The organism is Pseudomonas sp. NY15372 (genome assembly GCF_048068215.1).
In the GTDB taxonomy this organism is placed as follows: Bacteria; Pseudomonadota; Gammaproteobacteria; order Pseudomonadales; family Pseudomonadaceae; genus Aquipseudomonas; species Aquipseudomonas guariconensis_A.
This window is the reverse complement of the sequence record NZ_JBLUPY010000017.1, coordinates 78,339-90,591: the sequence shown is the minus strand read 5'-3', so window position 1 is coordinate 90,591 and position 12,253 is coordinate 78,339. Positions and strand designations below refer to the sequence as shown.

The following is a 12,253-nucleotide window of genomic DNA, read 5'->3' as shown; positions in this document are numbered from 1 at the left end:
CTGGCTTTGGGTAAAGGGTTGTCTTCATCGCCGGCAAGCCGGCTCCCACAGGGTGTGGTTGGCGCTGCACCAGTGGGAGCCGGCTTGCCCACAACCATAGAATCTCCCACAAAAGCGGTGCCATATGTGTGCGAGCTGGCTGCCAGCGATGGGGCCGGTGCCGACTTTCAAGACTCGCGCAAGGTCATGCCATTGGCCGGCAGCGGCAGCGCGGTCTTGTAGCGCACCTGCTTGAGGGCAAAGCTCGAGCGGATATTGGCCACCCCCGGCAACCGCGTCAGGTAATCGAGAAACCGCTCCAGCGCCTGGATGCTCGGCAGCAGCACACGCAGCAGGTAGTCCGGATCGCCGGTCATCAGGTAGCACTCCATCACCTCGGGCCGTTCGGCGATCTCTTCCTCGAAGCGATGCAGCGATTGCTCCACCTGCTTCTCCAGGCTCACATGAATGAACACGTTCACGTCCAGCCCCAGCACCTCGGGTGCGAGCAGGGTTACCTGCTGGCGAATCACCCCCAGTTCCTCCATAGCCTTGACCCGGTTGAAGCAAGGCGTCGGCGACAGGTTCACCGAGCGGGCCAGTTCTGCGTTGGTGATGCGAGCGTTTTCCTGGAGGCTGTTGAGAATGCCGATATCCGTACGATCGAGTTTGCGCATGAGACAAATTCACCGGTTTTTTGTGTTTATGCGGAATGTTTATCTGGCCCGTCAGGCAAAGGCAATCAACTTGAGAGAAAAATTCTTCGGCCCTGCCCCTATGATGTATCTAACGCTGACCTACCGGTCACAAGCCGGTACTCAGCAGCGACCGCTTCAAAGCTCACAAAAACAACATTCGAGCGAGCGTAAAAGGCATGAACGAGTACGCCCCCCTGCGTCTGCATGTGCCCGAGCCTACCGGCCGGCCAGGCTGCCAGACCGATTTTTCCTACCTGCGTCTGAACGACGCCGGTCTTGTCCGTAAACCTCCTGTCGATGTGGAGCCCGCCGATACCGCGGACCTCTCCTACAGCCTGATTCGCGTCTTGGACGAGCACGGCAACGCCGTCGGCCCCTGGGCCGAGGACATCGACCCGCAAGTCCTGCGCCAAGGCATGCGCGCCATGCTCAAGACGCGGATCTTCGACAACCGCATGGTCGTCGCCCAGCGCCAGAAGAAGATGTCCTTCTACATGCAGAGCCTGGGCGAGGAAGCCATCGGCAGCGCCCAGGCCCTGGCGCTGCAATACACCGACATGTGCTTCCCGACCTACCGTCAGCAGAGCATCCTGATGGCCCGGGAGGTGTCCCTGGTCGAAATGATCTGCCAGTTGCTGTCCAACGAGCGCGACCCGCTCAAGGGCCGCCAGCTGCCGATCATGTACTCGGTGCGCGAGGCCGGCTTCTTCACCATCAGCGGCAACCTGGCCACCCAGTTCGTGCAGGCGGTCGGCTGGGCCATGGCCTCGGCGATCAAGGGTGACACCAAGATCGCCTCGGCCTGGATCGGCGATGGTGCCACCGCCGAGTCGGACTTCCACACCGCCCTGACCTTCGCCCACGTCTACCGCGCCCCGGTGATTCTCAACGTGGTCAACAACCAGTGGGCCATCTCCACCTTCCAGGCCATCGCTGGCGGTGAGTCGACCACCTTCGCCGGCCGTGGCGTTGGGTGCGGCATCGCCTCGCTGCGGGTCGACGGCAACGACTTCATCGCCGTCTACGCAGCCTCGCGCTGGGCCGCCGAACGTGCCCGCCGTGGCTTGGGCCCGACCTTGATCGAATGGGTCACCTACCGCGCAGGCCCACACTCGACCTCGGACGACCCGTCCAAGTACCGCCCGGCCGACGACTGGAGCCACTTCCCGCTGGGTGACCCGATCGCGCGCCTGAAGCAGCACCTGATCGCCAGCGGCCACTGGTCCGAGGAAGAACACCAGGCGGTCACCGCCGAGCTCGAGGCCGAGATCCTCAAGGCCCAGAAAGAAGCCGAGCAGTACGGCACCCTGGGCAATGGCCACATCCCGAGTGCTGCCTCGATGTTCGAGGATGTGTACAAGGAAATGCCTGAACACCTGCGCCGCCAGCGCCAGGAACTGGGGGTCTGAGATGAACGATCACAACAACAGCATCCATCTGGAATCCGCCATGTCCACCACCACCATGACCATGATCCAGGCCCTGCGCTCGGCCATGGACATCATGCTCGAGCGCGATGACAACGTGGTGATCTACGGTCAGGACGTCGGTTACTTCGGCGGCGTGTTCCGTTGCACCGAAGGCCTTCAGGCCAAGTACGGCAAGTCGCGTGTATTCGATGCACCGATTTCCGAAAGCGGCATCGTCGGCACCGCCGTGGGCATGGGCGCCTATGGCCTGCGCCCGGTGGTGGAGATCCAGTTCGCCGACTACTTCTACCCCGCCTCCGACCAGATCGTCTCGGAGATGGCCCGCCTGCGCTACCGCTCGGCCGGCCAGTTCACCGCCCCGCTGACTCTGCGCATGCCCTGCGGCGGCGGTATCTATGGCGGCCAGACCCACAGCCAGAGCCCGGAGGCGATGTTCACTCAGGTCTGCGGCCTGCGCACGGTGATGCCGTCCAACCCCTATGACGCCAAGGGCCTGTTGATCGCCGCCATCGAATGCGACGACCCGGTGATCTTCCTGGAGCCCAAGCGCCTGTACAACGGCCCGTTCGACGGCCACCACGACCGCCCGGTGACGCCGTGGTCCAAGCACCCGCAGAGCGCGGTGCCCGACGGCTATTACCAGGTCCCGCTGGACAAGGCGGCCATTGCCCGTCCAGGTAACGACGTGACCGTGCTGACCTACGGCACCACGGTGTACGTGTCCCAGGTGGCCGCCGAAGAGACCGGCGTCGACGCCGAAGTCATCGACCTGCGCAGCCTATGGCCGCTGGACCTGGAGACCATCGTCGAGTCGGTGAAGAAGACCGGCCGCTGCGTGGTGGTCCACGAGGCCACCCGTACCTGCGGCTTCGGCGCCGAGCTGGTGTCGCTGGTCCAGGAGCATTGCTTCCATCACCTCGAGGCGCCCATCGAGCGCGTCACCGGTTGGGACACCCCCTACCCTCACGCACAGGAATGGGCCTACTTCCCCGGCCCTTCGCGGGTAGGCGCGGCATTGAAACGGGTCATGGAGGTCTGAATGGGCACGCACGTCATCAAGATGCCGGACATCGGCGAAGGCATCGCACAGGTCGAGTTGGTGGAATGGTTCGTCAAGGTCGGCGATGTGATCGCCGAGGACCAGGTGGTGGCCGATGTCATGACCGACAAGGCCACCGTGGAAATCCCTTCGCCGGTCAGCGGCAAGGTACTGGCCCTGGGCGGCCAGCCCGGTGAGGTGATGGCGGTCGGCAGCGAGCTGATCCGCATTGAGGTCGAAGGCGGCGGCAACCACGTGGACGAGCCGCAGGCCAAACCCGTCGAAGCCGTCGCTACCCCCGCTCCGGCACCGGTCGCCGAGCCTCCGCGCAGCGAACCGCAGGTGGTGGCCAGCCAGCCTGCTACAGCCAGCGCCACCGCGCCCATCGTGCCGCGCCAGGCCAGCGACAAACCTCTGGCCTCCCCGGCCGTGCGCAAGCGCGCCCTGGATGCCGGTATCGAGCTGCGCTACGTGCATGGCAGCGGCCCGGCGGGGCGCATCCTGCATGAAGACCTCGACGCCTTCATCAGCAAGCCCCACAGCACTGCAGGCCAGGCGCCGAGCGGCTACGCCAGGCGCGAAGGCAGTGAGCAGATTCCGGTCATCGGCCTGCGTCGCAAGATCGCCCAGCGCATGCAGGACGCCAAGCGCCGCGTCGCCCACTTCAGCTACGTCGAGGAAATCGACGTCACTGCCTTGGAAGCCCTGCGCCAACAGCTCAACCAGAAGCACGGCGAAAGCCGCGGCAAACTGACCCTGCTGCCGTTCATCGTGCGCGCCATGGTCGTGGCCCTGCGCGATTTCCCGCAGATCAACGCCACCTACGACGACGAAGCCCAGGTCATCACCCGCCATGGTGCCGTGCATGTAGGCATCGCCACCCAGGGCGACAACGGCCTGATGGTGCCGGTGCTGCGCCATGCCGAAGCCGGCAGCCTATGGAGCAACGCCGCCGAGATCGCCCGCCTGGCCAACGCGGCGCGCAACAACAAGGCCAACCGCGACGAGTTGTCGGGCTCGACCATCACCCTGACCAGCCTCGGCGCCCTGGGCGGTATCGCCAGCACGCCGGTGGTCAACACGCCGGAAGTGGCCATCGTCGGGGTCAACCGTATGGTCGAACGGCCCGTGGTGATCGACGGCCAGATCGTCGTGCGCAAGATGATGAACCTGTCCAGCTCCTTCGACCACCGCGTGGTCGATGGCATGGATGCCGCCCTGTTCATCCAGGCCGTACGTGGCCTGCTGGAACAGCCCGCCTGCCTGTTCGTGGAGTGAGCATGCAACAGATCCTCAACACCACCCTACTGATCATCGGTGGCGGCCCTGGCGGCTACATCGCCGCCATCCGCGCCGGCCAATTGGGCATCCCCACCGTACTGGTCGAAGGCCAGGCCCTGGGCGGCACCTGCCTGAACATCGGGTGCATTCCGTCCAAGGCGCTGATCCATGTGGCCGAGCAGTTTCACCAGGCCAGCCGCCTCGATGACCACTCGCCGCTGGGCATCAGCGTGTCCGCACCGCGCCTGGACATCACCCGCAGCGTGGCCTGGAAGGACGGCATCGTCGATCGCCTGACCACCGGCGTCGCCGCGCTGCTGAAGAAGAACGGCGTGAAGGTGATCCACGGCTGGGCCAGGATTCTCGACGGCAAGAACGTCGAGGTCGATGGCCAGCGAATCCAGTGCGAGCACTTGCTGCTGGCCACCGGCTCCACCAGCGTGGAATTGCCGATGCTGCCATTGGGCGGCCCGGTGATTTCCTCTACCGAAGCCCTGGCCCCCAAGGCCCTGCCCCAGCACCTGGTGGTGGTCGGCGGCGGCTATATCGGCCTGGAGCTGGGCATCGCCTACCGCAAGCTGGGTGTGCAGGTCAGCGTGGTGGAAGCCCGCGAGCGTATTCTGCCGACCTACGACGCCGAACTGACCCAGCCGGTGGCCGAGTCGGTGAAGAAACTGGGCATCACCCTGTACCTGGGGCACAGCGTCGAAGGCTACGAGAACGGCTGCCTGCTGGCCAACGACGGCCAGGGCGGGCAACTGCGCCTGGAAGCTGACCAGGTGCTGGTCGCGGTCGGCCGCCGCCCGCGCACCCAGGGTTTCAACCTCGAATGCCTGGACCTGAAGATGAACGGCGCGGCAGTGGCCATCGACGAACGCTGCCAGACCAGCATGCGCAACGTCTGGGCCATTGGCGATGTAGCCGGCGAGCCAATGCTGGCCCACCGCGCCATGGCCCAGGGGGAGATGGTGGCGGAAATCATCGCCGGCAAGGCGCGGCGTTTCGAGCCGGCTGCAATTGCCGCGGTGTGCTTCACCGACCCGGAAGTGGTGGTGGTCGGCAAGACCCCGGAGCAAGCCAGCCAGCAAGGTCTGGACTGCATCGTCGCGCAGTTCCCCTTCGCCGCCAACGGCCGGGCCATGACCCTGGAATCGAAAAGCGGCTTCGTGCGCGTAGTGGCTCGCCGTGACAACCACCTGATCCTCGGCTGGCAGGCCGTGGGGGTGGCGGTCTCGGAGTTGTCCACCGCCTTTGCCCAGTCCCTGGAAATGGGCGCGCGGCTGGAAGATGTCGCCGGCACCATCCATGCGCACCCGACCCTGGGCGAAACGGTCCAGGAAGCGGCCCTGCGCGCCTTGGGCCACGCCCTGCATATCTGACACTGAAGCGGCGACGGCCGATTTGACCCGCTGCGCCCCAGGCGCCGCGGGTCTTTTTTCCCCGGCTTACGCCGTCCTGTAGGAGCGGGCTTGCCCCGCGATCGGGCGCGTAGCGGCCGCAAATCCGGTAAACCTCGGTATCGAGGTGGCTGATTTTACGGCCGCTTCACGCCCGATCGCGGGGCAAGCCCGCTCCTACAGGGGCCGCCTGCAGCTCATTCGAATATGGTGTTCTTGCCCGCCGCCTTGGCCCGGTACAGCGCCCGGTCAGCCCGCGCCAGCAAGTCGTGCTGGTCTTCATCGTCCTGCCAGCGCACCACCCCGAAGCTCATGGTCAAACGGCAATCGCCGATCGGCTCCACCGCCTCCATGGCCTGGCGGATCGCACCTGAAATTTCCAGTGCCTCTTCCACCGGCGTTTGCGGCAGCACGGCAACGAATTCGTCGCCCCCCCAACGCGCCAGCAGGTCCTGAGGGCGCAGGCAACGTCGGACGCACTCGACCACCTCCACCAACGCCGCATCCCCGCGGGCATGCCCGTGGCAGTCGTTGATCGGCTTGAAGTCATCCACGTCCATGACGATCAGCGACAACGGCTGGCGGAAACGCCGGGCTCGTTCGCATTCCTGCTGCAGGGTCTTCTCCAGGCGATAACGGTTGGCAGTGCGGGTCAGCGCGTCGCGCTCGGCAAGCTCGAGGTTCTCGTCGAGCTGACGTTGCAGTTGCTGGTTGACCCAGGACAGCTCCCGGGTGCGCTCGGCCACCAGGGTTTCCAAGGACTGGTTCTTCTGCTGCAGCTCGATCACCAGGCGTTTGCCGGCGTCGATGTTGCGGTGCGCCCCGAGCATGCGTGCCACCGAGCCATCCTCGTTGCGGGCAATGATGTGGCCGCTGTCCTCGATCCATAGGTAGCTGCCGTCCTGGCAACGGCAGCGGTATTCGATACGGTAGCGCTCGTTGCGCTGGTTGATGTAGGCCTCGAAATGGGCCATGACCCGAGGGTAGTCCTCCGGGTGGATGACGCTTTCCCAGGTCAGCACGGTATTGGCCAGGGAATGGCTTTCGTAGCCGAGCATGGCGTACCAGCCGGGGTTGCGGTAGACGTAGCCGGAATTGGCATGCCAGTCCCAGATGCCGTCGCTGATCAGCTCGAACAAGGTATGCAGCTGCTGCTCGCTGAAACCGGCGGGCACCGGCTTGGGCTCCTGACTCATGACGCGCTCCCCTGGGCTCCCCTCGATGGCAAGCATAGCTGCACGGTACAGTGCTGGCAGATAGCCCAAGCGGCCGCTTTCGTGCCTTTGCAAGCCCAGGCGAGCGGGTCTGTAACGTTCACGCAACGCTACAGGAGCGGCTTTGTGCCGCAAAAGGGGCCGCGCAACGGCCCCCCATGGCTCAAGGCTCCTTGACCCCCGTGGTATCCCCGATCAGCGACTCGGCCTTGAGCATCGGCGCCGGCTGCTTGCGCAGACCAGCCACCTGGGCTGCTGTCACCGCAGCCGCCTGGTTGCCCCAGCTGCTGCGGATGAAGTTGACCACGTCGGCCACCTGCTGGTCATTCATCCGCCAGGCAAAGGCTGGCATGGTGAAGGTCGATGGCGCTGTCTGCGTTGCAGGCAAGGTGCCGCCTTCGAGCACGATATGGATCAGCGAAGTGGCATCCTCGCCCTGCAGTACCGGGTTGCCGGCCAACGCCGGGAACACCCGCGCGTAGCCCTTGCCATCGGTGCGGTGGCAGGCGGCGCAATTGTCCACGTAGAGCGCCGCACCGGGCTTGGCGTCGTCGCCCTTCCACAACGCATCGGCGACCTGGCGATCCTCCTGGAACGGCTTGTCGTCCGGGTTCACCGGCGGCAAGGTCTTCAGGTAACGGGCGATGGCGCTGAGGTCGGCGTCGCTCATGTATTGCATGCTGTGCTCGACCACGTCGCTCATGCCGCCGAAGACCGCCGTGCGCTCGTTGCGCCCAGTCTTGAGGAACGCCACGATCTGCGCCTCGCTCCAACTGCCCAGGCCATCCTTGTGATCGCCCCGCAGGCTCTTGGCGATCCAACCTTCCAGTGGCGCGCTGCCGGCCAGGTAGGCATCGCCGTCGTCGGCATCCAGGGCTTTTTCCTGCATGGTCAGTGCTCGCGGCGTGTGGCAGGCGCCACAATGGCCGAGGCCCTCGACCAGGTAGGCCCCGCGAGCCACCACCGGGTCGCGCCCGCCGGCCTCGAACGGCTTGACCTCAGGCGCGAACAACCCGCGCCAGAACGCCAACGGCCAGCGCATGCTCAGCGGCCAGGGGATATCGCTGTCCTTGTTGGCTTGCTCCACCGGCTGCACGCCGTGCATGAAGTAGGCATAGAGCGCCTGCATGTCCTCGTCGCTGACCCGCGCATAGGACGGGTATGGCATGGCCGGGTACAGGGTGCTGCCATTCAGGCCGATGCCCTGGCGCACGGCACGCTCGAAGTCCTCATAGCTGTAGTCGCCGATGCCGCTCGGGTCCGGGGTGATGTTGGTCGAATAGATCGTGCCGATGGGCGTCTCCATGGGCAGGCCGCCGGCGAACGGCTTGCCGCCCTTGGCGGTATGGCAGGCCACGCAATCGCCGGCGCGAGCCAGGTACTCGCCCTGCTTGATCAAGGCGGGGTCGGGCGCATCGGCAGCGTGCAACAGGGTACTGGCGCCCAGGCAGAGGGCGGCGGTCAACAATCGTTTCATGGTCGGCCTCCTATGCCTGCACCAGTGGACCGGGGTTCTTCAGGTACTGCTCGCGAATGGCCCGCGCCGACCAATAGGTCAGCGCCGCCACCAACCCGGTGGGGTTGTAGCCCAGCCCTTGAGGGAAGGCCGAGGCGCCCGGCACGAAAACGTTGTGCACGTCCCAGCATTGCAGGTAGCGGTTGATGGCACTGGTCTTGGGGTCGGTGCCCATGATCGCGCCGCCGTTGAGGTGGGTGGTCTGATACACGGTGGCGTCGAAGTGCTGACCGAACGCCTTCATCGACGCGGCGATGGCCTTGGGCCCCATGGCCTCGGCGATCTTGCGCATCTGCTCGACCATGAAGCGGTTCATCTTCACGTCGTTGTCTTTCCAGTCGAAGGTCATGCGCAGCAGCGGCAGGCCGTAGGCGTCCTTGTACACCGGGTCCAGGTCCAGGTAATTGTCGCGGTAGGACTGGTGCGCGCCATGGGCATCCATCGACAGCATGTGGCTGTAACTGTCGGCCACCGCGGCCTTCCAGGCGCTGCCCCACTTGGGCGTGCCCGGCGGGGTCTTGGTGCCGGAAATGGGCTTGGTGCCAGCCTGGTTGACCCAGAACGGCGAACCGCCGACGAAACCGAGCGGGCCATGGTCGAAGTTGTCGGCGTTGAAGTCATCCACCGCCACGCCATTGCCGCCAGCACCGATGAAGGGGTTGGTGTGGTGGCTGTTCTTGTCGAAGAAGGCGCTCACCGTGGACAGGTTCTGGAAAGCGAAGTTGCGCCCCACCACGCCCTGGTTGCTGACCGGGTCATAGGGTTTGCCGATGCCCGAGAGCAGCATCAGGCGCACATTGTTGAACTGGAAGGCACCGAGGATCACCAGGTCCGCCGGCTGTTCCACCTCACGCCCCTGGGCATCGACGTAGGTCACGCCGGTGGCCAGATTCTTCTCGGCGTTGAGGTTGACCCGCAGCACGTGGGCATTGTTGCGCAGTTCGAAGTTCGGTACCTGGCGCAGGGCCGGCAGGATGTTCACGTTGGGCGAGGCCTTGGAATACATGTAGCAGGCATAGCCGCTGCAGTAGCCACAGAAATTGCACGGGCCCATCTGTGCCCCGTAGGGGTTGGTGTAGGGCCCAGAAGTATTGGCCGACGGCAAATTGTAGGGGTGGTAGCCGACCTCGCGGGCCGCCTTCTCGAACAGCTGCGCCGAGACGGTGTTCTTCTGCGCCGGCAGCGGGAAGTCATCGGAGCGGTCCGGGGAGAATGGGTTGCCGCCCTTGTCGCGCCCCACTACCTGCCCCTTGATCGACCAGGCAGTGCCGGAGGTGCCGAAGACTTTTTCGGCGAAATCGAAGTACGGCTCCAGCTCTTCGTAGCTGACGCCGAAATCCTGGATGGTCATGCCTTCGGGAATGAAGGCCTTGCCATAGCGTTCTTCATAGTGGCTGCGCATGCGCAGCTCCATCGGGTCGACCCGAAAATGCACGCCCGACCAGTGCAGCCCGGCCCCGCCGGTGCCCGTGCCGGGCAGGAAAGCACCGAACTGGCGGTACGGCACGGCCACATCGTTCAGGCTGTGGCGCAGGGTCACGGTCTCGCGGGAGATGTCCATGAACAGCTTCTTGCGCGAGTTGTAGGTCAGCTCGTCCATGGTCTGCGGATAGACGCCATCCGGGTAGGTGTCACGCGCCGGCCCCCGCTCCAGGGCTACCACCTGCAGGCCTGCTTCGGTCAGTTCCTTGGCCATGATGGCGCCGGTCCAGCCGAACCCGACGATGACCGCATCGACTTTCTTCATCACCTGGGCCATTCGCTCAACCTCGCTCGCCACTGATCGATACCGGAGGGAAGGGATAGCGCTCGTCGCGTTCCACCCAATCCATGAAATCGGCGCGCGCGCCGGGGAAGCCGATCAGCTTCCAGCCGACCAGGCCTTGGTTGCCGCCGTGCAGCGGGTCGCTGAAGAAACCTTCGCGGGTATTGAGCCAAAGCATGGCGAAGAAAGTGACAGCAGGCACCGAGGCCAGGGCCGCCTTGCCGCTGTCCAGAGCCTCCAGGGTTTGCTGCTGTTGGGCCGGGTCCAGCTGGGCGAACGGCTTGTTCCATTGCGCCTTGCACCAGGCGTCGGTTTCCTGGATGCCCAGCCGGTAGATTTCCTGGGGGCTGAGTTTGAGCTGGTAACCCAGTTCGGCCGGTGCGTCCGGATGGAAGGGGCCCTGCATGTACCACAGGCCACCGCTGCCGTAGCGGGTATTGAGCTGGCGGTCGATGAATTCCGGTACACCGGCTTCCACCGCACCGGGGCCGAGCGCATCGGCAGGAATGAGCAATGCGACTGCGGCCGAGATGAACGCCCACTCCTGGGCATTGAAGAAGGTCGGCTGGTAGGCGCGGGCGGGTGCCCTGCCCTGTTCGGGGTCCTTGGCGGGTGCAGGTGTGGCGGTATCGGCAAGCACCGCACTGCCCATGCCGGTGCTGGCGAGGGTCGCCACCGGGATGAGGGTCAGTGACTTGCGCAGGAACTCGCGGCGCGCCGGGTGCGCGAAGGCAGGTTCGTCGTTGGACATGGCTTTGGCCTCTTCTTTGACAGGTCAATCAGGTCATACATGGCATTCGCTCCGTTCGTGCGGGGCTGTTGTTGTAATGTCGGGAAAGCATAGACAGTGCTGCCTCCATCGCGGGACAAGCCCGCTCCCACAGGCTGGTGCTCAACACCTGTGAGAGCGGGCTTGTCCCGCGATGGAGTCTGGCGCGGATTAACTGGCCCTGCGCTCCCAGGCGATGGGGTTCACCAGGTTGGCCGGTTTTTCACCCGCCAGGGCGGCGAGCAGGTTGTCCACCGCACAGCGGGCCATGGCCTCACGGGTTTCATGAGTGGCCGAGCCGATGTGCGGGGTCACCACCAGGTTGTCCAATTGCAGCAGCGACGAGTTGGCAGGCAGTGGTTCGTGGACGAACACATCCAGGCCCGCCCCACGGATTCGCCGCTCGCGCAGGGCCTGCAGCAGGGCCGCCTCGTCCAGCACGCGGCCGCGGGCGATGTTCACCAGGATCGCCGAGGGCTTCATCAACGCCAGCTCACGCTCGCCGATGAGGTTCTGCGTTTGCGCGCTCAGGGGCACGCACAGGCAGACGAAATCGGACTCGGCCAGCAAGGCCTCGAGGCTGCGGTGACGCGCCCCATAGCGGGCCTCCACTTCGGGCCGTGGCTGACGGGTGTGATACAGCACCTGCATGCCGAACCCTGCGTGGGCGCGACGGGCCAGGGCCTCGCCGATGCGCCCCAGGCCGACGATGCCCAGTGTCTTGCCGTGGACATCGCAGCCGAACTGGGCCGGGCCGATGCCGGCCTGCCAGTGGCCATTGCGAATCCAGCCATCGAGCTCCACCACCCGCCGGGCACAGGCCATCAGCAAGGCGAAACCGGTGTCGGCAGTGGTTTCGGTGAGCACGTCGGGGGTGTTGGTCAGCAACACGCCGCGGCGGTCCAGCTCGCCGATGTCGTAGTTGTCCACGCCCACCGAGACGCTGGAAACCACCTCCAGCTGTGGCGCCAGGCCCAGCAGCTCGCCATCCAGGCGCAGGCTGGCGCCGAGCAGGCCATGGGCGCCCGGCAAGGCCGCCCGCAGCCGCGCCAGGCCATCGGCCGCTGGCGCCTCGACCAGAGTCACCTCGGCATGGGCCTGCAGGCGCTGCATGAGTTCATCGGACAAACGTTTGTAGAGGACGATGCGTTTTTTCATGGTCGAT

9 protein-coding genes and 1 pseudogene are annotated in these 12,253 nt (G+C 65.3%); 4 read left to right on the top strand and 6 right to left on the bottom strand.

From position 1 onward, the window contains the following. Positions 1–167: 167 nt before the first annotated feature. On the bottom strand, positions 168–656 hold the full coding sequence (gene bkdR, locus ACNFG0_RS14150; protein WP_196146849.1) for a Bkd operon transcriptional regulator BkdR: 489 nt from the start codon (positions 654–656) through the stop codon (positions 168–170). A 197-nt stretch (positions 657–853) separates the two neighbouring features. Here bkdR and ACNFG0_RS14145 point away from each other — a divergent pair, with 197 nt between their 5' ends. Genes ACNFG0_RS14145 through lpdA form a run of 4 tightly spaced genes read left to right on the top strand, consistent with a single transcriptional unit; the run spans position 854 to position 5,806 of the window. Next, positions 854–2,086: a 3-methyl-2-oxobutanoate dehydrogenase (2-methylpropanoyl-transferring) subunit alpha gene (locus ACNFG0_RS14145; RefSeq protein WP_196146848.1), complete on the top strand. Its 1,233-nt coding sequence runs from the start codon at positions 854–856 to the stop codon at positions 2,084–2,086. A 1-nt stretch (position 2,087) separates the two neighbouring features. Next, the gene (locus tag ACNFG0_RS14140; protein ID WP_196146847.1) at positions 2,088–3,146 is read left to right on the top strand and encodes an alpha-ketoacid dehydrogenase subunit beta; all 1,059 of its coding nucleotides are present in this window, start codon (positions 2,088–2,090) and stop codon (positions 3,144–3,146) included. Continuing rightward, the gene (locus tag ACNFG0_RS14135; protein WP_196156481.1) at positions 3,147–4,424 is read left to right on the top strand and encodes a dihydrolipoamide acetyltransferase family protein; all 1,278 of its coding nucleotides are present in this window, start codon (positions 3,147–3,149) and stop codon (positions 4,422–4,424) included. A 2-nt stretch (positions 4,425–4,426) separates the two neighbouring features. Further along, complete coding sequence (gene lpdA / locus ACNFG0_RS14130) at positions 4,427–5,806, top strand: dihydrolipoyl dehydrogenase (RefSeq protein WP_196146845.1); 1,380 nt, start codon at positions 4,427–4,429, stop codon at positions 5,804–5,806. A gap of 215 nt (positions 5,807–6,021) precedes the next feature. On the opposite strand, the gene ACNFG0_RS14125 is transcribed toward lpdA, so the two are convergent. From ACNFG0_RS14125 to ACNFG0_RS14105, 5 genes and pseudogenes are all read right to left on the bottom strand, one after another. Beyond that, positions 6,022–7,020, bottom strand: a complete 999-nt coding sequence (locus tag ACNFG0_RS14125; RefSeq protein WP_196146844.1) for a sensor domain-containing diguanylate cyclase — start codon at positions 7,018–7,020, stop codon at positions 6,022–6,024. 128 nt (positions 7,021–7,148) lie between these two features. After that, positions 7,149–8,515: pseudogene (locus ACNFG0_RS14120) on the bottom strand (c-type cytochrome). A 10-nt stretch (positions 8,516–8,525) separates the two neighbouring features. Then, positions 8,526–10,313, bottom strand: a complete 1,788-nt coding sequence (locus ACNFG0_RS14115) for a GMC family oxidoreductase (protein ID WP_416765286.1) — start codon at positions 10,311–10,313, stop codon at positions 8,526–8,528. Positions 10,314–10,317: 4 nt separating this feature from the next. Next, entirely contained in the window at positions 10,318–11,070 is a 753-nt protein-coding gene (locus tag ACNFG0_RS14110) for a gluconate 2-dehydrogenase subunit 3 family protein (RefSeq protein ID WP_416765285.1), read from the bottom strand. Between the two features lie 189 nt (positions 11,071–11,259). Beyond that, positions 11,260–12,246, bottom strand: a complete 987-nt coding sequence (locus tag ACNFG0_RS14105; RefSeq protein WP_416765283.1) for a 2-hydroxyacid dehydrogenase — start codon at positions 12,244–12,246, stop codon at positions 11,260–11,262. Positions 12,247–12,253: the final 7 nt, after the last annotated feature.

What these genes read in the sequence shown, in the direction of transcription:
- ACNFG0_RS14145 (WP_196146848.1), top strand. Translation starts at nt 854, where the DNA reads ATGAACGAGTACGCCCCCCTGCGTCTGCATGTGCCCGAGCCTACCGGC.
- bkdR (WP_196146849.1), bottom strand. Translation starts at nt 656, where the DNA reads ATGCGCAAACTCGATCGTACGGATATCGGCATTCTCAACAGCCTCCAG.
- ACNFG0_RS14110 (WP_416765285.1), bottom strand. Translation starts at nt 11,070, where the DNA reads ATGTCCAACGACGAACCTGCCTTCGCGCACCCGGCGCGCCGCGAGTTC.
- ACNFG0_RS14125 (WP_196146844.1), bottom strand. Translation starts at nt 7,020, where the DNA reads ATGAGTCAGGAGCCCAAGCCGGTGCCCGCCGGTTTCAGCGAGCAGCAG.
- ACNFG0_RS14115 (WP_416765286.1), bottom strand. Translation starts at nt 10,313, where the DNA reads ATGGCCCAGGTGATGAAGAAAGTCGATGCGGTCATCGTCGGGTTCGGC.
- lpdA (WP_196146845.1), top strand. Translation starts at nt 4,427, where the DNA reads ATGCAACAGATCCTCAACACCACCCTACTGATCATCGGTGGCGGCCCT.
- ACNFG0_RS14105 (WP_416765283.1), bottom strand. Translation starts at nt 12,246, where the DNA reads ATGAAAAAACGCATCGTCCTCTACAAACGTTTGTCCGATGAACTCATG.
- ACNFG0_RS14140 (WP_196146847.1), top strand. Translation starts at nt 2,088, where the DNA reads ATGAACGATCACAACAACAGCATCCATCTGGAATCCGCCATGTCCACC.
- ACNFG0_RS14135 (WP_196156481.1), top strand. Translation starts at nt 3,147, where the DNA reads ATGGGCACGCACGTCATCAAGATGCCGGACATCGGCGAAGGCATCGCA.